At 65.4% G+C, this 25,515-nt stretch carries 19 protein-coding genes; 14 read left to right on the top strand and 5 right to left on the bottom strand.

From position 1 onward, the window contains the following. Positions 1-12 precede the first annotated feature (12 nt). Positions 13-2,262: a serine/threonine-protein kinase gene (locus AC1AYR_RS07295; protein ID WP_476512131.1), complete on the bottom strand. Its 2,250-nt coding sequence runs from the start codon at positions 2,260-2,262 to the stop codon at positions 13-15. Positions 2,263-2,429: 167 nt separating this feature from the next. Between AC1AYR_RS07295 and AC1AYR_RS07290 the strand changes: the two genes are divergently transcribed. The 3 genes from AC1AYR_RS07290 to AC1AYR_RS07280 all read left to right on the top strand — a co-directional run bounded on the left by AC1AYR_RS07290 (position 2,430) and on the right by AC1AYR_RS07280 (position 6,829). After that, the gene (locus tag AC1AYR_RS07290) at positions 2,430-3,110 is read left to right on the top strand and encodes a DUF3990 domain-containing protein (protein ID WP_476512130.1); all 681 of its coding nucleotides are present in this window, start codon (positions 2,430-2,432) and stop codon (positions 3,108-3,110) included. Continuing rightward, positions 3,091-3,756 (top strand): helix-turn-helix transcriptional regulator, encoded by a 666-nt coding sequence (locus AC1AYR_RS07285; RefSeq protein ID WP_476512129.1) that lies wholly within the window; start codon positions 3,091-3,093, stop codon positions 3,754-3,756. Before AC1AYR_RS07290 ends, AC1AYR_RS07285 begins: the two co-directional genes overlap by 20 nt. Positions 3,757-3,949: 193 nt before the next feature. Further along, a complete protein-coding gene (locus tag AC1AYR_RS07280; RefSeq protein ID WP_476512128.1) occupies positions 3,950-6,829 on the top strand; it encodes a beta-glucosidase in 2,880 nt (959 codons plus the stop codon). A gap of 215 nt (positions 6,830-7,044) precedes the next feature. On the opposite strand, the gene AC1AYR_RS07275 is transcribed toward AC1AYR_RS07280, so the two are convergent. Further along, positions 7,045-8,646: a hypothetical protein gene (locus tag AC1AYR_RS07275; protein WP_476512127.1), complete on the bottom strand. Its 1,602-nt coding sequence runs from the start codon at positions 8,644-8,646 to the stop codon at positions 7,045-7,047. 240 nt (positions 8,647-8,886) lie between these two features. Here AC1AYR_RS07275 and AC1AYR_RS07270 point away from each other — a divergent pair, with 240 nt between their 5' ends. Both AC1AYR_RS07270 and AC1AYR_RS07265 read left to right on the top strand, forming a co-directional pair. Then, positions 8,887-9,582 (top strand): response regulator transcription factor, encoded by a 696-nt coding sequence (locus AC1AYR_RS07270; protein WP_476512126.1) that lies wholly within the window; start codon positions 8,887-8,889, stop codon positions 9,580-9,582. Between the two features lie 32 nt (positions 9,583-9,614). After that, positions 9,615-10,394, top strand: a complete 780-nt coding sequence (locus AC1AYR_RS07265) for a sensor histidine kinase (protein ID WP_476512125.1) — start codon at positions 9,615-9,617, stop codon at positions 10,392-10,394. Positions 10,395-10,595: 201 nt separating this feature from the next. Here the strand turns inward: AC1AYR_RS07265 and AC1AYR_RS07260 are convergent, their stop codons facing one another. After that, complete coding sequence (locus tag AC1AYR_RS07260; protein ID WP_476512124.1) at positions 10,596-12,011, bottom strand: ATP-binding protein; 1,416 nt, start codon at positions 12,009-12,011, stop codon at positions 10,596-10,598. A gap of 266 nt (positions 12,012-12,277) precedes the next feature. Here AC1AYR_RS07260 and AC1AYR_RS07255 point away from each other — a divergent pair, with 266 nt between their 5' ends. Both AC1AYR_RS07255 and AC1AYR_RS07250 read left to right on the top strand, forming a co-directional pair. Then, positions 12,278-14,842 (top strand): glycoside hydrolase family 3 C-terminal domain-containing protein, encoded by a 2,565-nt coding sequence (locus AC1AYR_RS07255; RefSeq protein WP_476512123.1) that lies wholly within the window; start codon positions 12,278-12,280, stop codon positions 14,840-14,842. Beyond that, positions 14,835-15,350 (top strand): GtrA family protein, encoded by a 516-nt coding sequence (locus tag AC1AYR_RS07250; protein ID WP_034525698.1) that lies wholly within the window; start codon positions 14,835-14,837, stop codon positions 15,348-15,350. The genes AC1AYR_RS07255 and AC1AYR_RS07250 overlap by 8 nt, the downstream gene beginning before the upstream one ends. Positions 15,351-15,363: 13 nt before the next feature. Here AC1AYR_RS07250 and AC1AYR_RS07245 read toward each other — a convergent pair whose 3' ends face one another. Further along, on the bottom strand, positions 15,364-16,716 hold the full coding sequence (locus AC1AYR_RS07245) for a sensor histidine kinase (RefSeq protein ID WP_476512155.1): 1,353 nt from the start codon (positions 16,714-16,716) through the stop codon (positions 15,364-15,366). Then, positions 16,716-17,456, bottom strand: coding sequence for a LytR/AlgR family response regulator transcription factor (locus tag AC1AYR_RS07240; protein ID WP_476512122.1), 741 nt, complete (start codon positions 17,454-17,456; stop codon positions 16,716-16,718). The genes AC1AYR_RS07245 and AC1AYR_RS07240 overlap by 1 nt, the downstream gene beginning before the upstream one ends. Before the next feature lie 157 nt (positions 17,457-17,613). On the opposite strand from AC1AYR_RS07240, the gene AC1AYR_RS07235 reads away from it, so the two are divergent. The 7 genes from AC1AYR_RS07235 (at position 17,614) to AC1AYR_RS07205 (ending at position 25,488) form a co-directional block, all read left to right on the top strand. Further along, on the top strand, positions 17,614-18,726 hold the full coding sequence (locus tag AC1AYR_RS07235; RefSeq protein WP_476512121.1) for a glycosyltransferase family 2 protein: 1,113 nt from the start codon (positions 17,614-17,616) through the stop codon (positions 18,724-18,726). 194 nt (positions 18,727-18,920) lie between these two features. Next, a complete protein-coding gene (locus AC1AYR_RS07230; protein ID WP_034525706.1) occupies positions 18,921-19,361 on the top strand; it encodes a PTS sugar transporter subunit IIA in 441 nt (146 codons plus the stop codon). An 80-nt stretch (positions 19,362-19,441) separates the two neighbouring features. Beyond that, positions 19,442-19,738, top strand: a complete 297-nt coding sequence (locus AC1AYR_RS07225; protein ID WP_476512120.1) for a PTS sugar transporter subunit IIB — start codon at positions 19,442-19,444, stop codon at positions 19,736-19,738. Between the two features lie 70 nt (positions 19,739-19,808). Next, on the top strand, positions 19,809-21,185 hold the full coding sequence (locus AC1AYR_RS07220; RefSeq protein WP_476512119.1) for a PTS ascorbate transporter subunit IIC: 1,377 nt from the start codon (positions 19,809-19,811) through the stop codon (positions 21,183-21,185). Positions 21,186-21,394: 209 nt separating this feature from the next. Further along, a complete protein-coding gene (locus AC1AYR_RS07215) occupies positions 21,395-22,195 on the top strand; it encodes a GntR family transcriptional regulator (protein ID WP_476512118.1) in 801 nt (266 codons plus the stop codon). A 281-nt stretch (positions 22,196-22,476) separates the two neighbouring features. Then, complete coding sequence (locus AC1AYR_RS07210) at positions 22,477-23,604, top strand: ABC transporter ATP-binding protein (protein ID WP_476512117.1); 1,128 nt, start codon at positions 22,477-22,479, stop codon at positions 23,602-23,604. Between the two features lie 432 nt (positions 23,605-24,036). Beyond that, positions 24,037-25,488 carry an RNA-binding domain-containing protein gene (locus AC1AYR_RS07205; protein ID WP_476512116.1) on the top strand — a complete coding sequence of 484 codons (1,452 nt, stop codon included), beginning with the start codon at positions 24,037-24,039 and terminating at the stop codon, positions 25,486-25,488. Positions 25,489-25,515: the final 27 nt, after the last annotated feature.

The raw sequence follows: 25,515 nt of genomic DNA, 5'->3' as shown, positions 1-25,515 counted from the left end.
TCGCTACCGCAGCTACCGTCGCATCGCGCCGGCGCCGAGACGCAGCATCCCGCTGGCCGGCCAGAGCGTGGTGAGAATCCACGCGATCGCGGCCATGCCGGCCAATGCGATACCCGTGGCGGAGAGCGGGCCGTCGGTCAGCCACGGCAGCTCGTACGGCCACATGCCGTCCGGCAGCGGGGTCATCGCCCACGGCAGCTGCAGCGCGGCGGTCGCGGCGATCATGCCGGCGAGGTCGATGAGCGCGAACTGCACGGACCTGCCGAGCGCGGCGAACAATCCCTTCACCACGTGCCAGGGCAGTTGGACGACACGCAACGCGGAATCCGATCCCCTGCGCACGCCGCCGCGACGGCTTTCGCGTTCGATCTGCGCTTCCGCGCTGTAGCCGACCGTGAACAGCAGCCACATGAGCGCCGCCGCCGCGGCGAGACCGATCAACGGCTGGAACACGGCGGCGATCGCCGGTACGACGGCCATCAGGCACAGGACGGCCACCGCCTGGTCGAGGTAGCGTGCGCGGCGTGCGTCGGCCGTGTTCTGATGCTGCGGCGCGCCCGCGCCGGCTCCCGTGTTCGGGGCGCCATACCGTCCGTCCGGATAGGACGGTTCGTACTGCGGCTGCGGCGGTTCGTACTGCGGCGGCATCGGTTCCAACGGCGGCTGCAGGTACTCCGTGGCCTGCGATTGCACCGGTGGTTGCGGCTGCATCGGCTGCATGTTCTGCACCGGTGGTTGCGGCGGTGCAGGCGGCTGCATGTTCTGCGGCATCACCGCCGTCGCTTCGGGCTGCTGGCGCAGGAACTCCGGCACGTCGCCCTTGGGTTTGGGCTTGGGTGTCACGACGGGAATGTCGCGCGAGGACGTCGGCACGTAGGCGGGAGGCAACGAGGCTCCCGTGCGGTTCGAGGCGTCAGCCACGCGTTGCAGCGGCGACTGCCCTCGATTCGCGTCGCCGCCCGCCTCGCGGGCCGACGCGGCGCGTCCGGTCGCGGTCCGTGGAATCCGGTTCGGATTCACGGCCGTGGGCGGAATCAACGGTTCGATCACCGCATCATCCGGCCCGAGCATGTCACTGGGCAGTGCGACCGTGCACCGGTCCGGCGTCAGCGCCTGCGTCGCGTCGACGCCGTCCGGCTTCGCGCCACGCCACGCGGCGCGTCCGGTCGCTCTCCGCGGCGTCGCAGGCATCACCGACGTGGCGGCCGGCGACTGTCCTGCGCCTCCCGGGCCGAACACGGTCGTCGCCGCGTCGGGGCCTCCATCAAAAGGGTGCATCACCTCGGTCGCGCCGTTCGCGGCGGATCCCGCGGCGTGACCGTCGTCGCCGAAACCGTCGTCCCAGTTCATCGGATTGAGCGCGTCCAGCGCAATCGCGTGGAGCAGCTGGTCGGGCGTGCATCGGCGGCGCGGATCGGGGCTGAGGGCGCTGCGGAACGCGGTGAGCGTGTGCGCGGGCAGGCCGGCGAGATTCGCGTTGCCGCTCGCCTCGCGCTCCAGCACGGCCATCAGCGGTTTCGTGCCGAACACCGGTTCGCCGGTCGCGGCGAAGGCGAGCACGGACGCGACCGACCACCAGTCCGTCGCCTCGCTTGAATCGGCGCCGTCGATGATCTCCGGCGCGATGAAGCCGGGCGTGCCCATCACCAGCCCGGTGCGCGTCACATGGCTTTCGCCCTCGCCCATCGCGATGCCGAAGTCGACGAGCACCGGGCCGGACGCGGAGACCATCACGTTCGTCGGTTTGATGTCACGATGCACGATGCCGGCCGCGTGCACGGCGCGCACCGCCTCGATGAGCTTGCGCGCGAGTCGTTCCAGATCGTCGCCCACGTACTTGCCGTTCGCGGCGACGTCGTCCTTGAGGTTCCGGCCCTCGATGAGCTCGGTGACGATGAACGCGAGGGCGTCGTCGAGCTCCATGTCGACGATGCCGCACACGCCCGGATGATTCACTTTCTTCAACGCGAGGGCCTCGCGGCGCAGACGCTCGCGAGGCGTCACGTTCTCCTTGAGATTCGGGTCCTGCACGGGGCGGCGGGCGGCGTTCCCGGAGGCGTCGCCTCCGTCCACGCCGTCGTCGGCGGCGTTTTCGGCGAGCGAGTCGCGCAGGATCTTCATCGCATACACCTGACCGCCGTCGTCGCATACGCGCCACACCGAACCCATCGCGCCGGAGCCGAGGCGGGAGATGAGGGTATAGCCGCCCACCACTTCGCCCGGTTCCAGATTCAACGCCGTCAAGTCACTCATATCGCCCATCCTATCCTTGGGGCCGCAACGGTGGGTCATATATGGAGGTTTGCGCGCCGCCGACCATGATGCGCGTGCCGGCGCGTGGCCGCACCAGTCATGCAGACGGCACGTGGCCCGTCCTGCTATACTGGTGACTATCACTATGGTGATAGTCGTATAGGAAAGGCGGCGTTGTGGGCGGAACCATCGAACTGTGGCACGGCTCATCGCATGTCATACGGCGGCCGGAGTACGGACTCGGCAAGGAGAACAATGATTACGGCCGCGGCTTCTACTGCACCCGCAGCCGGGATCTCGCCAAGGAGTGGGCATGCGCCTCGCTGGACGACGGCTATGCGAACCATTACGAACTGTCGACGGACGGTCTGGCCTTCCTTGATCTCTCCCAACCGCCCTATACGGTGCTCGACTGGCTGGCGCTGCTCGTCGAGCACCGCCGGTTCCAGCCGAATACGCCCGTCGCTCAACGTGGCATCGCCTACCTGCGCGAGACATTCCTGCCGGATGTCTCGTCGGCGGATGTGATCGTCGGCTATCGTGCGGATGATTCGTATTTCTCGTTCGCCCGGGCGTTCGTCAACAACGCGATCTCGCTCGACCAGTTGTCGGCGGCGATGCGGCTGGGTGAGCTCGGCAAGCAGACCGTGCTGGTCTCGCCGCGCGCGTTCGCGGCGTTGCGGTTCATCGACTGCGAGATCGCCGAAGCGTCGGTATACCACGTGCTGCGCGGCGAACGCGATGCCGCGGCGCGGGAGGCGTATCGTCGCCATCGCGCGGACGACGACATCGACGGGCTGTTCATGCGCGACATCATCCGGGAGAAGGTGACCGACGATGACCTGCGCCTACGATGAGGATTACCTGCCGGACGCGATGGCGAACCTCGCCGGAGCCTTCGACTACGCCGTCAACGACTGCGGACTGCAAGCGGGGCTGTTCGCGGACTTCCTCGCGGTGTCCCGCGTGGGCGCGATGTTCGAGCAGGGGGTGCCCAAGGTCGTGTGCGGCATGTCCGGCGAGGAGCTGGTGCTGGAGGTCATGCATGGATCGGGATGGCTGGGCGTGGCGGATATGCCGCCCGCCTCGATGCGCATGGGGGCCACGCCCGAATACTGGGCCGGCTGGGTGCTCGCGTATTGCCAGTGGGCGAAGGGGATGCGTTTCCGGGATCTGTTCGACGTGATGCCGGTCGACGACGTGCTCGCGTTGTATCCCGTGCTGCACGAAGCCGACGAACGCCGGTTCGTGGACGTGGTCGATGAGCGGATTGCGACTGTGACGGAAGACGAGGGCGCTGGCTCCTCCCGTCTGGCGGTCATCCGCCGACGCGCCGGATTGGGGCAGGCGGAACTCGCCGATCGTGCCGGGGTTTCCTTGCGCTCGGTGCAGATGTACGAGCAGCGGCGCAAGGACATCAACAGGGCATCCGTCACCACGGTGCTCGCGCTGGCACGCGTGCTCGGCTGCCGCGTGGAGGACCTGCTGGAACCGGTCGCATAGCCGTTCATCCCGCATGCGTCGCGGCGACGATACGGCGATACGCGGCGTATACGGCGATACGCGGCGATGCAGAATATGCACGCGAAACGACAGGATGGGGCGGACGGTCGGTGCGGCGCGCGGCGGTCATGCACAATCGGGGATAACGACATCGATGATGTGTCGGATGAAAGCAGAATCAAGGAGGAGAACGATGCTGAGCATCAACTGGAGCGACGTGATGAACGTCATCGCTTCAATCGCGCCGCAGCTGATCGCCATCGGCGTGGTGTTCGTGCTGGCTCTCGCGCTGACCATCGGCGTGAACAGGAAGACGGTGAAGAACGTCGCCACCCGCAAACTCGTGCATTCCGAATCGTGGATCGTGTTCATGGTCGCCGTGGTCGTGGCCGTGTCCATGATGCTGTTCGGCCCGCTGGCCTCGCTGCTCAACAGCGCGACCGCCACCAAGTACACGCTGTCGGACACCACGATCTCCAACGCGAACAAACTCGCCAAGGAGATCCAGTCCGAGGCGATCACGATGCTGAAGAACGAGGACTCCAACCTGCCGCTCGCCTCCAAGAAGGTCAACGTGTTCGGCTGGGGCTCCACCAACCCGGTCTACGGCGGCACCGGCTCCGGCTCGATGAACCAGTCCTACAAGACCACTTCCATCCTCGACGGCCTCAAGCAGGCGGGCGTCGAGACCAACACCGAGCTGAGCAAGCTGTACACCGACTACCGCGCCGACCGTCCGGTCGTGGCCATGGCCGAGCAGGATTGGACCCTGCCCGAAGTGCCGGCCAAGCAGTACTCCGACAAGCTCATCTCCGACGCCAAGGCGTTCTCCGACGAGGCCGTCGTGGTGATCACCCGCGTCGGCGGCGAGGGCGCCGACCTGCCGAAGGACATGACCGCCAAGGGCATCACCTACCACAACAACTCCAAGGACTACAAGGACTTCCAGAAGGGCGGCAGCTTCCTCGAGCTCAGCCAGACCGAGAAGGACATGATCGACCTGGTCACCAAGAACTTCGACAAGGTCACCGTCGTCTACAACGGCGCCAACACCTTCGAGCTCGGCTTCGTCGACAACTACCCGCAGATCAAGTCCGTGCTGTGGTGCCCGCCCGCCGGCCAGACCGGCTTCTCCGCGCTCGGCGAGGTGCTCGCCGGCGACGTGAACCCGTCCGGCAGGACCTCCGACACCTTCGTCAAGGACCTCACCCAGCAGCCGAGCTACAACAACGCCGGTGATTTCAAGTACGACAACATGAAGGAGTTCGCCACCGAGAACTTCGAGGAGGGCAAGACCTCCCCGGCGTTCGTCAACTACGTCGAAGGCATCTACGTCGGCTACAAGTACTGGGAGACCGCGGCCGACGAAGGCGCGATCGACTACGACGACTACGTGCAGTACCCGTTCGGCTACGGCCTGAGCTACACCACCTTCGACCAGAAGATGGGCGACGTGACGTACTCCGACGGCAAGGTCTCCTTCGACGTGACCGTCACCAACACCGGCGACAAGGCCGGCAAGGACGTCGTCGAGACGTACTTCGACCCGCCGTACACCAACGGCGGCATCGAGAAGGCCAGCGCCAACCTGGTCGCCTTCGAGAAGACCAAGGAGCTCAAGCCCGGCGAATCCGAGACCGTGAAGATCTCGTTCGACGATGACGACATGGCTTCCTACGATTCCAAGACCGCGAAGGCCTACGTGCTCGAGGCGGGCGACTACGGCATCTCCATCCAGTCCGATTCGCACACCACGATCGACGAGAAGACCGTGACCGTCGACAAGACGATCACCTACGACTCCAAGTCCAACACGCACTCGGGTGACAAGACCGTCGCGACCAACGTGTTCGACGACGCCGAGGGCGAGGAGCAGGGCATCACATACCTGTCCCGTGCCGACCACTTCGCCAACTACAAGCAGGCGACCGCCAAGCCGACGAACTACACGCTGTCCGCCGACCTCAAGGCCAAGTTCCGCAACCTGTCGAACTACAAGCCGTCCGAGACGAACGACGACTCCGACCAGATGCCGACCACCGGCGCGAAGAACGGCGTGCGTCTGGCCGACCTCACCGGCAAGGACTACGACGATCCGCTGTGGGACAAGCTGCTCGACCAGCTGACCTTCGACCAGATGGACAACCTGATCGCCTTCGGCGGCTACGGCACGCAGGCCGTGAACTCCGTCGGCAAGATCGCCCTGACCGACGTCGACGGCCCCGCCTCCCTGAACAACAACTTCACCGGCGTCGGCTCCATCGGCTTCCCGTCCTCCACCTCCGTGGCGTGCACGTGGAACAAGGATCTGGCCCGCCAGTTCGGCGACGGCATCGGCGACATGGCCCACGACATGCACGTGGCCGGCTGGTATGCCCCCGCCATGAACATCCACCGCAACGCGTTCGCCGGCCGTACCTTCGAGTACTTCTCCGAGGACGGCTACCTGTCCGGCGTGATGGCCTCCCAGCAGGTGGCCGGCGCGCAGGCCAAGGGCGTGTACGCCTTCATGAAGCACTTCGCCCTGAACGACCAGGAGACGAACCGACTGAGCGAGCTCAACACCTGGGCCAACGAGCAGTCGATCCGCGAGATCTACCTGAAGCCGTTCGAGATGAGCGTGAAGGAAGGCGGCGCGGGCGCCGTGATGAGCGCCTTCAACTACATCGGCACCGAGTGGGCCGGCTCGCACTCCGGATTGCTCAACACCGTCCTGCGTGACGAGTGGGGCTTCCGCGGCATGGTCCTCACCGACTACTTCGGCGGCTACGGCTACCAGAGCGGCGACCGCGCGATCCGCGGCGGCAACGACCTGATGCTCGCCACCACCGACGTGACGAACCATATCACCGACAAGTCCGCCACCTCGGTCAAGGCGATGCGCACCGCCTCGCACAACATCCTCTACACGGCTGCCAACAGCTGGCTGTACGAGAACGGCGAGCCCGACGTCGCCACCCCGATCTGGAAGACCATCTCCTACGTGGTCTGGGGTGTGACCGCCGTCCTCGCGATCGGACTCGAGGTCCTCACCATCAAGCGCTACCTCGCCCGCCGCAAGGCCACGAAGTAGCCCCGCCTCCCGGCCTCCTCTGATAGGACATCGCCGTAAAGCAAACGCCGGAGGCGTTTGTAGGCGATGTGTGAGCCGACAGGCGAGCTGATGTGAAGTCAGGCTGACTGGGGGAGAGAAGCGGCCGCAGGCCGCGGGTAACCGCATCATCCAACCGATGCCGTTCCCGCAGCCTGCGGCCGCTTCGCTGTCTCTCCTGATTCCCTGTTCCCGTCTCACCAGTCCGTTCGCCGGCGCACGATCATGATCGCCACGATCAGCAGCGCCGCGACGGCGGCGACGATGGCGATCGTCGGCGTGCTGAGCTCCCGCCGCCCGTCGTCTTCCGTAGTCGACCGGCTCACGGATTCCGCGGTGAACGGGGAGACGTCCACCGCGAGCAGCGCGGCCGGCCGTGCGGAGCCGGCGGCCGGGGCGAGCAGCACGTACCAGACGCCGCCGTCCTGCGAGAACGTCCAGCCGGCCGCGTGGCCGATCGCCGTGCCGGAAAGATCGGAGTCGCCGGCGGTTCCGGAACCGCCATCGCCGTCGTTTCCCCCGACCGTCAGCGTGCGCGTGACCGTTGGGTCGTTCCCGTCGAACGTGTTCACGCGAAGCATGATCGCGTTGCCCGCAGTCCCGTTGCCCGTCGCGCCGCCTCCGTCGCCGATTCCATCACCACCGCGGTCGATCGAATACAGCAGCGTGCCGTCCGGATTGATGGCCGAGACGAGATCGCCCGCCTCCAGCCATTGCATGGTGCTTTCGTCGACCACGAGTCTGCCGTTCGTCATGCCGACGAGCAGGCGTGCGCCGCTCGGCGCGAGCAGGATGCGGTCGAGCGGCAGGTGCCGTCCGAACATCGTGCGCGCCACCGTCGCCCCGCCCGAACCGGTGCCCAAGTCCGAGCCGGAACCGGAATCCGAGCCGGGCTCATAGGCGTCGACGTCGATCGCCAGCACCCGCGAATCGGCGGTGCCCACGTACAGCGCGTGACGGTCCGCTGTTCCGGTGGCGTAGACGGTCGGCGACACGTCGTCCGCGATGTCGTCCATCACGCCGGTGGCGACGTCGACCGCCATCAGCCGCAACGATCGTCCGGCGGCAGCATCACCGTCGTCGGTCGTATCGCCGTCATCGCCCGTATCGCCGGTACCGTCCGCATCATCGACGCCGACAAACCATACCGTCCCGGCCGAGTTCGTCGTGTACGGCGTGACGTCGCGGATTGCGGCGGCGGCACCGTCGTCGTCGGCGTATCGTAGCGGGACGGCGGCGACGTTCTCGCCGCCTGCCGCCGCGAACGTGCGCAACGTCCACGAGCGCTGCGCATCGTCGCCGCCATTGCCGCTGGTGCCGTCGGGTTCGATTACGCCGATACGCGCGCCGTCCGGCGACAGCATGTAGTCGCTTCCGGTCGAGGGATGCAACGTGACCGTGAGATCGTCGACGCCGATCGCGGCGACGCCGTTCGCGCCGTTGACGAGCATCGTCCTGCCATCCGGCGTGAACTCGACGTGCGGCCGGGACGTGGCGAAACCGCCGTCCACCTGTGCGGTGCCGTCCGCGGACAGGTCCGTGATGCGGATCCGGCAGACCGTGCCGCTTTTGTCGATCGCGAACAGGAACCGGCCGCCGGGAGCGGACGTCAACGCGATCGGATCGTCGCCGAGACAGGAGGCGTCGCGCAGCGTCGTGACGGGAAGCGCGCCGGTGCGCTCGATCGCCGATGCCGCGGAAGGAGCTGCCGTGCAGAGCGCGACCGCGGTGCAGAAGGCGAGCATGGCGCGCATCAGCGTGCGCGCCGTCGCCGGAAGATGCGTGTCATGGCCGAACATGGGAGGACTCCTTCATCGTCCGTCGTTTCCGTTGTTTTCCGTCGGATGCCGTATCCGTGATTCCAGCGTATCCGTGGCGTTCCGCGACGTCGTCGCATACGCCCGAAGGCATCAACGTTTGTCGTGACGGCGGCCGGCGTCGCCCGCATCGAAGCGTCCCGTCAACGTTTGATGATGAACCGTCGCGCGCACGGTGCCGCCGCCCGTCGCCGCGTGGGAATCGGCGATACACTGCGGATTATGGAACGGTCCGAAGAGGTACGTGGAAACGATGACGGCGGGACGGGCGTCTCGGTCGGCATCGTCGACAACGACGCCATCACCCTGTACGCGCTGCGCGCGATCATCCCGCGGATGCCGGGCATGCGGCTGGCGTGGGAGGCGACGGCCGGTCGGGAGGCGTTCGTCAGATGCGTGGAGGACGACGACCGCCCCGACGTGCTGCTGGTCGACATGGGGCTTGCGGACATGCCCGGCCCGCTGCTGTGCCGTCTCATCCGGTCCGCCGCGCCGCGCCCGCCGATGCTCGCCATCACCTCGTACCCGATCGAACTGTACGCGTCGGACGCGGCCGAGGCGGGAGCGCAGGGCATCATCGGCAAAACGGACATGCGCGACCTGCAACGGGCGATACGGATCGTGGCCGCCGGCGGAACGGTGCCGTCGCAGGCCGCACCCGACGTGCGTTTCGACGATGCCGGGACGGCGTTCCAACGCATCCGCCGCACGCCCGCCGAACCGGCGGCGACGCTGACATGGCCGGAGATGGAAGTGCTCAACCTGAGCGCGCAGGGGCTCAACCTCAACGAGATCGCGCGACGGCTCGGCATCCAGCCGCCCACCGCACGATCCCACGCGCGGCACGCGCGCATCAAACTGAACACACGGACGTTGGGGGAGGCGTTGGTCAAATGGAATCAGGCGAAACGACGCTGAGACCGGTCGACGACGATCTGGCCGTCCACGGCATGCGATGGCGTGCGCTGCACGACGCCGTCACCGGGGAATTGTCCGCGATCGCGCTGTTGTCGCAGAGCGCGGAAGAAGGGGAGTGCGGCGGTGCCGATGGTGCGCGTGGTCGCGTTGGTTCCGTTGGCTCGGGTGATTTTGTTGGTTCGGGTGATTCCGGTGATTCTGGGGACGGGCGCGCGTTGATGAGGGATATCAACCGGCTGTCCCTCGCGGCGTTGGACAACACCCATGAGGTCATCCGCCTGCTGTCCGAGGCCGATGGGACGTCGGCGGGCGTGGCGGCTGCGTCGGGTGCGGCGGGTGCGGCTGTGTCGGCCGCGTCGGATGTCGCCCGGTATTTCGGGCGGCAGGAGCGGCGGCTGCGGAATCTGGGATTCCGCGGGACGATGACGGTGAACGTCGACGGCCGCCGGATCGCTCCGGGCATGGCGCGACTGATCCGCACGTGTGGCAAGGAGATATGCGCCAATATCGCCCGTCATGCGGATGCGGCTGTGCCGTACCGGCTGACGGTGCGGTGCGAACGCGATGACGTTCGTGACGTCGGCGCCATCATCATCGAGCAGAGCAATGGCGTCACGGGCCATGCCGCCGGTGTTGGCGTGCGTGACGGTGGCGGCGTGCCCGCCGGCACCGCCGCACACGCCGGCCGGCGGACTCTGCGATCGGGCTTCGGCCTCGCCCTCCTGCGTGAACAGGTCGAGCGCCACGGCGGCACCCTATCCCACGAAACCCGCAACGGAACCTGGCGCATCCGCATCCGGTTACCTCGATAGTCGGGGACGGAGACGGAATGCGACGGCGCCTCAATCAGCTCAATCGGATTGCGTTGTATTTCCGTAGAGAGGTGAAAGCATGGCAATAGGGGCCTTTCTCGTAGTTGTTCGGGTACGGGCCGCGAACAGGGCTCCAAGTCCATCCATCTCCGCCACGATTGGCCAAATCGTTTCGCCGCCTTCCCGGTCTGACGTACCGCATCACCGCATCAGCGACCACTTCCATGCGGGGATGACGTGTATCGTGCCGGCTTCGACCGCGACGGTCTCCTCATCATGCAACGTCAGGATGCTTCCGGAACCGAGGTGAGTGCGTGCCATGACCGCGGCCAACGAGCCGATCTCGCGGTTCCGCGTCTTCGTGGCGGTCATGTCCGCGGTCACCTGATACAGCGCGTATGGTTCGGCGGCGAGGGCGTCGCCGACCAGGAAGTCGACCTTCTCCTGCTTGGGGCCGGGCATGGTGTAGGACGTCACAGCCTCCGTCCTGCGTCCGGCGGTGCGGCGGTGCAGTTCGCAGAACACGGCCGTCTCCAATCGTTTGCCGAGATCCTGCTGGTTCGCGCGGGAAACCGCGTAGGCCATGCCCTGATCGACCGCGTACATCTTCGGCACGCTGGTGCTGCCCGGTTTGAGCGCCGTGCGGTATTCGGGCAGCTCGTAGACCAGATACGCCTGCTTGAACAGTTCCAGCAGCGTATTGACTTTGTCCCAATACACTTTCCAGCCGGTGGCTTTCAATGCGGCGACGAGTGCGTTGACGGACAGCTCGCACGCCGTGTTGCGCAATAGGTAGAGTGCGGTCTGCGTGGCCATCGCGATGTTCTCTCGTCCGAACTGTTCCGCGACGTCGCGCGCCACCACGTCGCGCATGTAGCTTTGCAGCATCTCGACGCGATCCGGCTCGATCAGCCGTTGCACACCGGGGAATCCCCCTTCGACCAAATAGCGTTCGTATGCGCCTTCGAATCCGGTGACCTCCTGTGGCGAGAACGCCTCATTAATCACTTTAATCACTGCGGAAGCATCATCGGATTCGCCGTGGCCGTCCGGAACGGCATCCGGCACGGCGATGCCGCGGAACGTGCAGTATTCCCGGAACGACAGTGGCATCATCGCGTGCGCGTGCGATCGACCACGGAAGTTCGTGGCAATCTCCTCGCTGGACAGTTTCGATGATGAGCCGGTGATGACCAGCGTCACCTTCTCATGTTCCGTGATGCGTTGGCAGAATCCCTGCCAGTTCGCACATTCCTGCACCTCGTCGAGGAACAGGTACGCGCCTTCGCTTCGCGCTTCGGGCACCTGACGCCAGTACTCGTTGACGACGTCGTCGAGCACGTCATCCGGCATCGGCAGCAGGCGGTCGTCGGCGAAATTGAAGTAGAGGATGCGGTCGCGCGGCACTCCGGCGGCCAGCAGGTCATGGATCTTCTGGAACAGGTAGAACGTCTTGCCGCAACGCCGGATGCCGGTGATGATGTGCACGATGTTGAACATGGCGGGCTTGTCGAGTTGACGAATCACCTCGTCGCGGCGCGAGGGGGTGGGGATGTCGAGGCGCATGGCCTCGCGTACCAGCATGGCATAGGATTCGCGCGGATTGTCCGGAACCATGGTCGCCTCGTTCCTCTCATACGTTTATCGTCGCAACCTTTACGGTATCACTTCTTAAAAATTTTGAGAAGTAATACAGTGAACTTCTTAAGAATTTTGAGAAGTGGTATGCGTGGATCGTTCCGTAAGAGCCTGCGTGCCATTCGTGCGGAGGAAACGACAGGTTGTGTGCACGCCGCCCCACGCGCCCGCGAATCCTGATTGAATCGAAGCAACGACGATGAAGAAATCGAACGAACAAGCCAATCACTGCAAGGGAGAGTGACATGGAACTCGAAGAGCTTTCGGTGGCCGAGAAGGCGGCGATGCTGTCCGGCGGAAGCGAATGGGATTCACGCGGCAACGACCGCGCCGGCGTGCCCAGCTTCGTGATGAGCGACGGCCCCCATGGCGTGCGACGCCAGCTCGGCGAAGGCGACCATCTGGGTCTCGGCGCCTCCAAGCCCGCCACCTGCTTCCCGACCGCCGGCACCGTCGCCGGCTCGTGGGATCCGGCGCTCGCCGAGCAGATGGGCGAAGCGCTCGGACGCGAGGCGCACGACCTCGACGTGAACGTGCTGCTCGGCCCCGGCCTCAACATCAAGCGCAACCCGCTGTGCGGCCGCAACTTCGAGTACTATTCCGAAGACCCCATCGTCGCCGGCCGCATGGCCGCCGGCCTCATCCGCGGCATCCAGTCGAACGGCGTCTCCGCCTGCCCGAAGCATTTCGCGGTCAACAGCCAGGAGCTGCGCCGTCAGGCCTCCAACTCGGTCATCGACGAACGCACGATGCGCGAGATCTACCTGACCGGCTTCGAGATCGCCGTGCGCGAGGCCACGCCGATGACGATCATGACCTCGTACAACGAGATCAACGGCGTCTACGCGCACGAGAACAAGCATCTGCTGCAGGACATCCTGCGCGATGAATGGGGATTCGACGGCATGGTCGTCTCCGATTGGGGCGGCTCCAACTCGGCCGTCGCCGCCGTCAAGGCGGGCGGCTCGCTCGAGATGCCGAGTCCCGGATTCACGTCCGTGCGCGAACTCGAAGACGCGGTCAAGGCCGGTGCGCTCGACGAGGCCGACCTCGACGCCCGCGCCCGCGAGGTCGCGAAGATCGCCGGCCGCACGCGCCTCGATGGCGTCGGCCGCGACGACCTGCTCGACGAATCCGTCATCAAGGCGCATCACGAGATCTCCCGCCGCGTCGCCGAAGGCTCGATGGTCCTGCTGAAGAACGCCACGACCGGTACAGACGGTACCGACGGCACGCCCACCGCTCCCATCCTTCCACTCAAGCCGGGCGCGCGCGTCGCCGTCGTCGGCGACATGGCGAAGACCCCGCGATTCCAGGGCTCCGGCTCGTCCAAGGTGAACGCCACGCGCGAGGAGAACATCCTCGACGAACTCGGCAAGCTTGCGTCCGAAAACGCCGCGTCCACCGCCGCCGCCCCCACCGTCGCCGGCTACGCGCCCGGCTACGACCGCCAGGGAGCCGTGAAGCCGGAACTCGTGCGCGAGGCCGTCGACCTCGTCTCGCGCGACGACGTGGACGTCGCGCTCGCCGTCGTCGGCCTCGACGAACGCAGCGAATCCGAAGGCCTCGACCGTGCGACGATGGCCATCCCGCAGGCGCAGAACGATCTGATCGCCGCGCTCGCCGCAACCGGCAAGCCGGTCGTCGTCGTGCTCGTCGCCGGCTCCCCGGTCGAACTGCCGTGGCACGATGACGTCGCCGCGATCCTCTACATCGGACTGTCCGGCCAGGCGGGCGCGTCCGCCACCGTGCGCGCGCTCACCGGCACGGTCAATCCGTCGGGCCATCTCGCCGAGACGTGGCCGATGCGCTACGACGACTGCCCGTCCGCCGGCTGGTACCCGTCGACCGGCCGCGATGCCGTCTACCGTGAGGGCCCGTTCGTCGGCTACCGCTACTACGAGACCGCGGGCGTGCCCGTCCGCTTCCCGTTCGGCTACGGCCTGTCCTACGCCACGTTCACGATGACGGGACTCGTCGCCGACGAGACCGGCGTCACCGTGACCGTCTCCAACGACTCCGACGTGGCCGGCGCGACCGTCGTCCAGCTGTACGTGAGCGGCCCGTCGCGCGGCGCGGCAGGCGCGCACGCCGGCGCGGACGGCGCTCACGGCGCCGCCGGCGTGCTGCGTCCCGCGCGCGAGCTCAAGGGATTCGCGAAGGTGATGCTCGCCGCGCACGAGACGCGCGACGTGCGCATCGACTTCGACCGGTACACGTTCCGCCACTTCGACGCCGCCGCGCGCGCCGGCGCCGGCGCGTGGCGCGTCGAGTCGGGTGTGTGGACGCTGTCGGTCGGCTTCGACGCCGAGACGCTGCCGTTGAGCGAGTCGTTCGCCGTCGCCGGCGACGTGGACGCGACCGGCCCCGACCCCGCGCTCGGCCACTATCTGACCGGCGACGTCACGCACGTGACCGACGCCGAGATGGCCGCGCTGTTCGGTCACGACGTGACCGCGCGATCCGTCCGTGACGGCGAATCGGCGACGTTCGGCGTCAACGATCCGATCTCGAGTTGGAGCGGTTCGCGCGGATTCATCGCGAAGACCGTCGCGAACACGTTGAAGAAACGCGAGGCAAGCGTGCGCGAGAAGACCGGTGCACCCGACCTCAACACGCTGTTCATCCTCAACATGCCGCCCCGCGCGATGAGCAAGATGACGCAGGGCATGGTCGATTCGGCCATGGTCGACGCGATCGTCGAGATCGGCAACGGGCACACGTTCCGTGGCCTCGGCTCGCTCATCGGGGCATACTTCCGCAACCAATCCGCCAACAAGCGCACCGCGAAGGAGATCAACCATGACTGACGCAAAGATGGGCCCGATCCGCCGTTGGATCGCCACGCATCCGACGATCTGGGAGTTCATCCTGTTCAACGTGCTGTCGAACATCTCCACGATCGCGCGATTCGTGGTCACGTGGATCGGCACCGCCGTGTTCGTCGCCGCGCTCGGGCTTACCGCGCCGTTCCACTTCCTGATCTTCAACTACCCGGAATCCGGCAACGGCGTGGGCGGCTTCCTCACCTTCCTCTTCGCCGAGGTGATCGCGCAGGTCGTGAACTTCTTCGTGCAGATGAAGTGGGTGTTCAAGTCCGATTCCAGCTTCCACGACGCCGCATGGAAGTACGCGATCCTCGCCGTCGTGATCGTCGTCGTGAACCTCGTGCTGCCCGGCTACGTGACCGCGCTGTGCCAAGGCTGGGGCATGAACGCGGGGCTGGCCGGCACGATCGCCTCCGTCGTGAACACGCTCCTCGCCGTCGTCGTCAGCTATCCGCTCCTCAAGTTCTGGATCATGCCCAAGAACAAGTAGCGGCGGACTCGCATCACCGTCCCGGAATCAGCACGGTGAGAGTGAACCAGTGGTCTTCGGCCGTGATCGACACTTCGCCGCCGTACTGGGCGGCGATGTGCCGGATTGATTTCACACCGAATCCGTGGCCGGTCGCATTGCGTTTCGTGGTGCGCAGATCGCCCGCCGCATCCTTCTTCAGCACCGCGTCATAGTAGTTCTCCACGCGGATCACCGTGAACGCGCCTTGCCGGTACAGGGCGAGCCGGATCAGCCGCCGCTCCGGATCGGCCAACCGCGACGTCGCCTCGATCGCGTTGTCCAACGCGTTGCCGAACAGCGTCGCGATGTCCATCGAACTCATGCCCGCGGCGCCCAGCAGCGCTCCGTCCGCGACCGCCGTGAACGTGATCCCGCGTTCCTCGCACACGCGCGTCTTCGTCGTCAGAATCACGTCGAGTACCGGATTGCCGGAATGTTGCTGCGCACTGTACTCGGCGACCGAACGCTCCAACTGCTCGAATCCCGACGCCGCATGCTCCGGATCGACTTCGGCGCGCAACGCGGCGATCTGATGTTTGAGATCGTGCGCGAGCCGTCCGATCGACTCCAGATTCTCCTTCGACGCGAGATACTCCTGATGCTGGCTCTCCAACTGCGCGTTGATGGAGGCGAGCTCCGCGCTCGCCTCCATCCGCCGCGCCTGCTCCTGCTGTGCGTACAGGATCGCGAACCCGCAGAAGTCGACGAGCGTGCGGATGTAGAACACCTCTTGGCCGATTTTGCCGGAGAACGGCGTGTTCGTCGACACGAAGCTCAGATTGCTCATCGCGAACGTTACCACGGTGATCGCCACCGTGCCGACGGCCAGTTGCGCGCTGACGGTCGTCGGCGCGGACCGGCTGAAGTTGCGCCGCTCCACCGCCCACGCCGCGGCGAAGCAGACCGCGTACACGCCGATCAGGATCAACGTCGCGAACGGTTGGCGCGGCGGCATGCCCGCTCCGTATTCCAGAAACGTCGAGATCTGCCACTGCAATGACGCGACCAGTTCGGCGAGCACGAACGCGCGCGCCGTCACGTACAGTCCTTCGCGTTTGCCGCTTCCGCTGCCTCGCCACACGATCAGCCACATGCAGCCGAACGCGAGCAGCATGCCGAGCGTCCAGAACCACAGCGGCATCGCGCCGGCCAGATACTGCACGCCGATCATCGCCGCCAATCCGACCGCCGCGACCGCCGCCGTGCGCTGTGGCGTCACGCGGCGGTGGATGACGGCGAGATAGGTGACGCACGCCGCCCACTCGCAGATCGCGGTGAACAGGCGCGGGATGTCCGGCATCGCGTTCGTGATCGTCGCGCCGTCGAACGCGCCAAGCCCGCCCATCACGCGCCGCCCATGCCGCCCATGTACGCGGCCAGCGCGGTCATGAACGCCTTCTTGCGCGGGCGGCTCACGCGCAGCATCTCGCCGTTCGACATCACGCAATCCTGATCCGCCATGCCGGTCACGTGGCGCAGATTCACCAGATAGCAGGAGTTCGACCGGAAGAAATCATGCTCAGCCAGCCGCTCCTCATACGATTTGAGCGTGCCCGTCACCGACAGTTTGCCGCCGAGCGTATGGATGACGATCGTGTGCCGGATCGACTCGACATACAGCACGTCGGCGAGTTCCAGCCGCTGCTGCGCGCCGCCCGCATCGATGAGGATCGACGCGTCGGCGCGGCGCCGCACCATGTCGATCGACCGTTTCATCTCCTGCTTGAACGCGAACCACGGCACCGGTTTGAGCAGATACGACAGCGCCCCGACCTGATATCCGTTGATCGCGTACTGCGGCGCCGCGGTGATGAACACGATGACGACCGCGTCGTCGCGCTCGCGGATGCGCCGCGCCGCCTCCATGCCGTCCATGCCCGCCATCTCGATGTCGAGCAGGAGGATGTCGTAGACGGGAGCGTACTTCTCGACGATCTTCGCGCCGTCGTCGAACACGGAGACGGTGAAGCGCACGCCGTCGTGCTTGGTCTCCGCGCTTTCGCTCTGGTAGCGGTTGAGATAGTCCAGGACCGTCTGGCATGCCGAAGCGTCGTCCTCGACCACTCCGATTCTGATGTCGCGCATGACCAACCTCCTTGCCTTGCGTGGCCTCCGTCTCCCGATTGTATCGGCCGGTCGCGCGCCGCGCCGGGAGCGGGCTGCGCGAACGGCCGCGTCCACGTGAACGCGGTGTGCGCCGTTCCTTGCAGGCGTTACGCTGGTGCGCATGGAACGTGAGTGCATGGAACGTGATTGCGCCGGGCCGCTGGTCAGCGTCGTCATCCCGGTCTACAAGGTCGAGCGGTTCCTCGACGCGTGCGTGGCGAGCGTCGTGGCGCAGACGTACCGCAATCTCGAAATCCTGCTCGTCGACGACGGGTCTCCCGACGCCTGCCCGGCCATGTGCGACGCGTGGGCCGCGCGCGACGCCCGTGTGCGCGTCATCCACAAGCTGAACGGCGGCCTGTCCGACGCGCGTAACGCCGGCATCGCCGAGGCGACCGGCGACTACATCTACTTTGCCGATTCCGACGACACGGTCGCGCCGAACCTCGTCGCCGATTGTCTCGCCGCGATGCGCGAGTACGACGCCGACCTTGTGATGTTCAAATTCGACACGATTTCCGAAAACGGCAGGACGCTGTTGAGCGACTACCGGCACAACGATTACGACGACGTGCAGGTGCTCGAGCCGGTCGAGGCCGTCAAAATGCAGGTGCGGGCCGAGATCGACGGCTACTTCTGGGCGTTCCTCGCGCCCGCCGCCGTCTACCAGGGCACCGGGTTCGCGTTCCCCGTGGGGCGCAAGATCGAGGACCTCGCGCGCATCTGCACCGTGATCGGTTCGTCCACGCGCGTCGTGCGCATCCCCGAGACGCTGTACCACTACCGTCTGCGCGCCGGGTCGATCACCGCGACGCTCGACCCGCAGCTCACGCGCGACTGGATGAAGGCGGCCGACGACCGCGAGGAGTACATCGTCGCGCGATTCCCCGAGCTCAAGGGGTTCATGCGCCTCCAGCAGCTCAACTTCCTCGCAAACCTCGACTACGAGACGATGCGCCAGTCGATCGCGGCCGGCCTGAAGATCGACCCGGAGGGCGCGGATGTCCTTCACCGGCGCATCGACGACCTGCGCGCCGAGATCGAGGAGGGCGACGGCGAGGCGATTCCGGACGCGCTGCGTGAACTGCTCGGCACGTTGAAGGCCGCCGTCGCCCGTCATGCGAGATCGGAGAAGGATCGCGATGACGTCGATGGGGGCGACGACCGGCCCTCGCTGGCGGAATTGTTCCGCGACATGCGCGAGGACTGGCGTCAACTGCGCATTCAACGGACCGACGCGAAGTGTTGACGTGTGACGTGCCTGTCATGCGGCGCAGTCGCCGGACCGGCCGGTACATGATAACGACACGCCCGATATGACGATATGACGTTATGACGATATGATGACATTACGAATCCGGGCGACGGGATGGACCGCCGGACGGATCCGGCCGAGGCCATCGCAGGCCACGGCGCACCCCCCGTACTTCGCAAGGAGGCATCGTGCTGTCGTCATATCTCCAATCAGGAGGCGTGCTCGTCATCGACAAGGTGGCGGACTGGCGTGAGGCCGTCGACGTGGTCACCCGTCCGCTACTCGACGCCGACACCATCACCGACGGTTATGTCGAGGCGATCAAGACGTCGATTTCATCGCCCGGCGGCACCTATATCGACCTCGGCGGGGGCGTCGCGCTCGCGCATGCCCGACCCGAGACCGGAGTGAAGACGACGTCGCTATCCGTACTGCACGTCGGCGAGCCGTTCGCCCTAGCCGATGACGCGTCGCATCCGATCTCCACGATGTTCTGTCTCGCCGCCGAGGACGCCAATGCGCACATCGATCTGATGCAGGCGCTGGCTTCGCTCCTCACCGACGCAGACAGGCTCGCCGCCGTGAATGCGGCCGGAAGCGTCGCCGAGCTCACCGCGGCGCTCGCCTGAGAGTCGCGCGCCTCCCCGTTACATTTCCCTTTTCCTTCTTCCCATTCCAACGATTTCCGTTTTCCCAGAAAGGCAGACCAATGAAGATCATCACCGCATGCAGCACCGGACTCGGCTCCAGCTTCATGACCCAGCTCAACATCGAGAAGGCGCTCAAGAACCTTGGCGTCGACGGCGTGGAGACCGACCACATGGACATCGCGTCAGTCGGCCCGACCTCCGCCGACGTGCTGTTCGTCGGGCGTGACATCGCCGAGGCCGCGACCGGCCTGATGGGCGACGTCGTCGTGCTCGACAGCCTCATCGACATGGAGAACATCACCAAGCAGGTCACCGCCGCTCTCGAGCGCCACGGCGTCGAGGTGCCGAACAAGTAGTCCCGAGGGCCGTCAGGTCCGAAGAACCCAGAGAACGAAGAACAACAGAAAGGATAGGTAGGGAACAACCATGAACGGCGTTTTGTCAGTGTTGCTGGACATCTTCCGCCAGCCATCGATCATCGTGGCCCTCATCTCGCTCATCGGCCTGGCCGTGCAGCACAAGAAGGCCACCGACATCATGAAGGGCACCATACGCACGATGGTCGGCTTCCTCGTGCTCGCCGCCGGCGCGTCCGTCGTCTCCGGCGCGCTCGATCCGTTCGGCAGCATGTTCCAGCATGCGTTCCACGTGCAGGGCGTCGTGCCGAACAACGAAGCCATCGTCGGCACCGTGCTCGTGAAGTACGGCTCCGAAGCGGCCCTGATCTTCTTCTTCGGCATGATCGTCAACGTCCTGCTGTCGATGACCTCCCGCTTCAAGTACATCTACCTGTCCGGCCATGTCGCGTTCTACATGGCCACGATGGTCGCCGTGATCCTCGAGGTCGCCGGTCTGCCCACCTGGGGCGTCATCCTGTGGGGTGCCATCGCCCAGGGCCTCATCGTCACCATCTCCCCGGCCCTCGTGCAGCCGTTCATGAAGGACGCGGCCGGCACCGGCGACGTGGCGCTCGGCCACACCGGCGGCGCGGGCATCGCCCTCGGCGGCCTGGTCGCCCGCCTCACCCGCTCCAAGAAGCACCCGTCCAAGTCCACCGAGGACATCAAGTTCCCGTCCGGCCTCGGCTTCCTGCGCGATACCACCGTCATCATCGCCCTGTCGATGGCCGTCATCTACGTGATCGTCGCCCTGTGCGCCGGCGGCTCCTACATCGAGAGCAAGCTGTCCGACGGCCAGAACTTCATCGTCTTCTCCCTCCTGCAGGCCGCCACCTTCTCCGCGGGCGTGTTCATCATCCTCGCCGGCGTGCGCGTGGTGCTCGGCGAGATCGTCCCCGCCTTCAAGGGCATCTCCGAGAAGCTCGTGAAGGACTCCAAGCCGGCCCTCGACGTGCCGATGATCTTCACCTTCGCCCCGAACGCCGTGCTCATCGGCTTCATCTCCAGCTTCGTCGGCGGCATCGTCGGCATGGGCATCATGGCGCTCGCCGGCACGACCATCATCATCCCCGGCATCGTCGCCCACTTCATGACCGGCGGTGCCACCGGCGTGATCGGCAACGGCCAGGGCGGCATCCGCGGCGCGGTCATCGGCTCGTTCGTCAACGGCCTCGCAATCACGTTCCTGCCGCTGTTCCTGTTGCCGGTGCTCGGTGAGACCGGCATGGCGAACGCCACCTACTCCGACGCCGACTTCGGCGTGGCCGGCATCCTGCTCGGCCAGCTGGGCGTCAACGGCGGCCAGTTCGCGCTGATCGGCGGCATCATCGCCGCGGTCGTCGTCTTCTACATCGCGTCCTTCGTGATGAGTCGCCGTGACAAGAAGGCCGTCGCCGCCGAGTGACGGTGGGGATGACGGTCCGCTCCGACGGACCGGCCCGTTGTGCGGGTCGACATGAGATTGCCGGGAATGGCCATGCGCCGTTTCCGGCAATCGTCATATCGTATGATGTCGGCCGTCGTGTGATGGCGCCATCCCGCGCCGGGCGCCGTCGGCTGTCGTGCGACGGCGGGACACGGTAAAGTCATAACGTACGGAAAGGAGCTGGAAACATGGCGGAGGGCGTTCCCAAATACGTCGCGGTCAGGGACAACCTGCGGCAGCGCGCCCGGGCCATGCGGCCGGGGGAGAAGCTGCCGGCCGAACCCGAACTGTGCGAGCGGTACGGGGTCAGCCGCATCACGCTGCGCCATGCCATCGGCGATCTCATCCAGGAGGGGCTGCTCGTGCGCGAGCAGGGACGCGGCACCTTCCGCACCGAGACCGCCGTGGACGGTTCCGGCTCCGACGGCGTGGCCGGCGTTCGCGGGGGCGTGGGCGTCACGGGGGCGCAGAGGAAGTCGCTCGGCAGCACGATCATGGGCTTCTTCCGCCAGCAGGCCACGCTCGGCAATGTGGTGAGCACGAAGGTCATCGACAACAGTATTGTGCGCAACGCCAAGGCCGCAGAACGCCTCGGACTTGACGCGGACGCCGATCTCGTCCGACTCGAGCGGTTGCGCTTGATCGGTGACTCGCCGCGTCAGCACGTGGTAACGTTTCTCGCCGCCGCGCGCTTCCCGAAGGTCCATGATGACGGTTTCACGGCCGATTCGCTGTACGAATACCTCGAACATACCTACGCGGTCAATCTCGTGGAGAACGACGTGACCGTGCGTGTGCGTGTGCTCGATGGCCGCATGGCCTGGTACTTCGGCGTGCCGGATGGCACTCCCGTGCTTGAAATGGAGTCAACGGTGAAGGACGAGTTCGGTGCAATCATCGCATGCAACACCGCCCTTGAATCGCCCGATGCCAGCGAGGTCTCGTTCGTGGTGCGCACCGGCAGCGACTCCGTCTCGATGAAGCTGTGATGCGGGTCGCGTGTGCGACATGTGTGTCGGGCATTGTTCGGGGAAACGCCCATGCGAAAGCGTTTTCCTTGCGTGAGCGTGAACACCGTGTATAGTGAGCGGCAGGTTCGGCGGGAACGATTCCGCCGGTCCTGATAAGTAAACGCTGAGGTTTGCAGATCGTCATCGTATCGCAGCGATGCGGCGGGGCGACGAACGGATCACGGCACAGCAATCAACCGAATAATCCCTTTACAACGGATCGTGAGGCACGTACCTGCCTCTGAAAGGATTGAACAACCATGGCTGAAGTCATTTTCGACCACGTCACCCGCGTCTACCCGGGCAACGACAAGCCCTCCGTGGATGATCTGAACCTCGACATCAAGGACGGCGAGTTCCTCGTCCTCGTCGGCCCGTCCGGCTGCGGCAAGTCCACTACCCTGCGCATGCTCGCCGGCCTGGAGGAAGTCAACAAGGGCCGCATCCTCATCGGTGATAAGGACGTCACCACCATGCAGCCGAAGGACCGTGACATCGCCATGGTCTTCCAGAACTACGCGCTGTACCCGCACATGACCGTCGCCGACAACATGGGCTTCGCCCTGAAGATCGCCGGCACCCCGAAGGAGGAGATCCGCAAGCGCGTCGAAGAGGCCGCGAAGATTCTCGACCTGACCGAGTACCTCGACCGCAAGCCGAAGGCCCTGTCCGGTGGCCAGCGCCAGCGCGTCGCCATGGGCCGCGCCATCGTGCGCAAGCCGAAGGTGTTCCTCATGGACGAGCCGCTGTCCAACCTCGACGCCAAGCTCCGCGTCCAGACCCGTACCCAGATTGCCGCTCTGCAGCGTCAGCTCGGCGTCACCACCCTGTACGTGACCCACGACCAGACCGAGGCGCTGACGATGGGCGACCGCATCGCCGTCATCAAGCTCGGCAAGCTGCAGCAGGTCGGCGCCCCGACCGAGCTGTACGACCGCCCGGCCAACGTCTTCGTCGCCGGCTTCATCGGCTCCCCGTCGATGAACATCAACGTGCACCCGGTCGTCAACGGCAAGGCGCAGATCGGCGAGGACACCATCGACCTGCCTGCCGAGGCCGTCGACAAGCTCACCCCGGAGGACGGCGGCAAGATCGTCGTCGGCTTCCGCCCGGAGGACGCCTCGCTGGCCCCGGCCGACGATCCGAACGCCTTCTCCCTGAAGGTCGTCAACGTCGAGGATCTCGGCTCCGACGGCTTCATCTACGGCAACATCATCACCGACGGCTCCGCCGCCGAGGAGGCCCAGGTCATGTCCGACCAGAACAAGCTCACCACGGTCCGTGTGAACCCGCGTGCGCTGCCGAAGGTCGGCGAGACCGTCAAGATCAAGATCGATCCGGCCAAGATGCACCTGTTCGCCCCGTCCACCGAGCTGCGCATCAACTGACGCGCGGTTCCGGCCGCTCTGAGATGACCGAGGCGGCCGAGGTGACCTGAAAGACTTGGTCGACTCGCCGACGCCGGCGAATCGGCCAACCATTACACGAGACGTCTCTCTTCCTCTCTACTCCGTCTCGTGGAGAAAGCCCCGCTGCGTTGCGGGGCTTTCTTTGTTGCGCACCGTCCGGTGTCGTGCGCCGCCTCCCGCCGGCTGGAGACGGATACAAGGGCCGCCGGCAACCGCACGGCACTACATTCGCACGATGCGAAGAGCCGGATGGAAATACGTACAGTATGTGCGAATTATGTCATTATTGGCGCTAATGAGATGCATGAATGATTGAATAAATGCCCGTATAAGGGGATATGATGGTGTACAAAACGTGATATTGATGTAATCAATACATTATGTGATTAAGAATTGGGGCATGTAACAGCAATGACACCAGATGAATTGATGCATGCAATACGTGGTGGTGAATCATCGACCGTGGAGTTCAAGCGGTGCGGCGACCTCCCCCATGCGGATACGTTCGAGACCGTCTGCTCGTTCTCCAATCGCATGGGCGGCGATATCTATCTTGGCGTTTCGGATGATGGGGAAGTCGTCGGCGTGGCGACGGACCGAGCGGTGGAAATCGAGCGGAACATTGCGAACGTGGCTGTGAACCGGAAACTGTTCGTACCGGCTCCGACGGTGGAGACGGAACGTATCGAATGTGAAGGACGGACCGTGGTGCGCGTGTGGGTTGCTCCCAGTTCGTCGGTGATTCGGTTCAAGGGAGTGGTGTACGACCGCGTGGCCGATGCCGACGTGCGGATCGATGGGGACATCCAAATCGGACAGATGTACCTTCGCAAGCAGAACTACTATTCCGAGCGTCGCATCTTCCGCTACGTCACGCCGTTTGACCTGCGCGCGGATCTCATCGCGCGCATGCGGAGCATGGCCGTCGCGCAACGTGCCGGACATCCATGGGGGATGATGTCGGACGAGGAGCTGTTCCGCAGCGCCAAACTGTATGACCGTGACTATACGACCGGTGAGGAAGGATTCAACCTCGCTGCGGTGCTGCTGCTCGGCAAGGATGAGGTGATTTCCTCGATCTGTCCCGCTTACGTCACCGATGCGGTCGTGCGTCGCGAGAATGAAGACCGATACGATGACCGGCTGATGGTTCGCACGAACCTGTTTGACGCGTATGAGCGTCTCAGCGCATTCGTGCGCGGCCACTTGCCTGACCGATTCGCCTTGGATGGTGATAAACGGACCAGTCCACGCGACCTGATCGCCCGGGAGCTTGTGGCGAACAGTCTGATGCATCGCGAGTATTTCAGCCCGGTCATGGCGCGCATCGTGATGGACAAGGAGTCGATTCGTACGGTCAATGCGTCACGTGCGTTCTTCGAGGGGCGTATGCGGCTGGGGGAATTCACGCCGATGCCGAAGAACCCGATTATCGCCGACGTGTTCGTGCAGACCGGCATTGCGGAGACGCTCGGCAGCGGGTTGCGTGCGTTGGTCAAGGCATCGCGGCTGTACACCGGTGTCGATCCGGAGTTCACGGATGGTGACGTATTCACTGCGATGGTGCCGGTCGTCTCGCCTGCGGGGGCGGACTCCGTGGCGTCCGGCACCGGAACCTCGACCGAACGTGTGGTCGTGAACGATACGGAGAGCAGGCCGCAGAACGATCCGATAGTGGCTGCGATGATGCGACGACTGCATGCCGCCGGCATGGTGACGGTTCCGCAGCTGGTGGAAGACACGGGTGCGGATGCGCGCACCGTGCGTAAACGTCTCAACGCGATGGTCACGGACGGCACGTTGCTGGTGGAGGGCAAGACCCGCGGCCGGCGCTACGTCTTGGCGGCGGCGTCGAAGCCGTGATAACCGTGACGGGTTTCGGGTGATTTT

The sequence above is a fragment of the Bifidobacterium sp. LH_417 genome (assembly GCF_056357035.1).
Note: the sequence above shows the minus strand (reverse complement) of the source record. Positions and strands in the feature narration are given on the sequence as shown.

Excerpts from the sequence above, each read along its gene's own strand:
- AC1AYR_RS07250 (WP_034525698.1), top strand. The coding sequence starts at position 14,835 with ATGACTGACGCAAAGATGGGCCCGATCCGCCGTTGGATCGCCACGCAT.
- AC1AYR_RS07215 (WP_476512118.1), top strand. The coding sequence starts at position 21,395 with ATGGCGGAGGGCGTTCCCAAATACGTCGCGGTCAGGGACAACCTGCGG.
- AC1AYR_RS07235 (WP_476512121.1), top strand. The coding sequence starts at position 17,614 with ATGGAACGTGATTGCGCCGGGCCGCTGGTCAGCGTCGTCATCCCGGTC.
- AC1AYR_RS07260 (WP_476512124.1), bottom strand. The coding sequence starts at position 12,011 with ATGGTTCCGGACAATCCGCGCGAATCCTATGCCATGCTGGTACGCGAG.
- AC1AYR_RS07245 (WP_476512155.1), bottom strand. The coding sequence starts at position 16,716 with ATGGGCGGGCTTGGCGCGTTCGACGGCGCGACGATCACGAACGCGATG.
- AC1AYR_RS07280 (WP_476512128.1), top strand. The coding sequence starts at position 3,950 with ATGCTGAGCATCAACTGGAGCGACGTGATGAACGTCATCGCTTCAATC.
- AC1AYR_RS07240 (WP_476512122.1), bottom strand. The coding sequence starts at position 17,456 with ATGCGCGACATCAGAATCGGAGTGGTCGAGGACGACGCTTCGGCATGC.
- AC1AYR_RS07255 (WP_476512123.1), top strand. The coding sequence starts at position 12,278 with ATGGAACTCGAAGAGCTTTCGGTGGCCGAGAAGGCGGCGATGCTGTCC.
- AC1AYR_RS07270 (WP_476512126.1), top strand. The coding sequence starts at position 8,887 with ATGGAACGGTCCGAAGAGGTACGTGGAAACGATGACGGCGGGACGGGC.
- AC1AYR_RS07205 (WP_476512116.1), top strand. The coding sequence starts at position 24,037 with ATGACACCAGATGAATTGATGCATGCAATACGTGGTGGTGAATCATCG.
- AC1AYR_RS07225 (WP_476512120.1), top strand. The coding sequence starts at position 19,442 with ATGAAGATCATCACCGCATGCAGCACCGGACTCGGCTCCAGCTTCATG.
- AC1AYR_RS07220 (WP_476512119.1), top strand. The coding sequence starts at position 19,809 with ATGAACGGCGTTTTGTCAGTGTTGCTGGACATCTTCCGCCAGCCATCG.
- AC1AYR_RS07285 (WP_476512129.1), top strand. The coding sequence starts at position 3,091 with ATGACCTGCGCCTACGATGAGGATTACCTGCCGGACGCGATGGCGAAC.
- AC1AYR_RS07210 (WP_476512117.1), top strand. The coding sequence starts at position 22,477 with ATGGCTGAAGTCATTTTCGACCACGTCACCCGCGTCTACCCGGGCAAC.
- AC1AYR_RS07295 (WP_476512131.1), bottom strand. The coding sequence starts at position 2,262 with ATGGGCGATATGAGTGACTTGACGGCGTTGAATCTGGAACCGGGCGAA.
- AC1AYR_RS07275 (WP_476512127.1), bottom strand. The coding sequence starts at position 8,646 with ATGTTCGGCCATGACACGCATCTTCCGGCGACGGCGCGCACGCTGATG.
- AC1AYR_RS07265 (WP_476512125.1), top strand. The coding sequence starts at position 9,615 with ATGCGATGGCGTGCGCTGCACGACGCCGTCACCGGGGAATTGTCCGCG.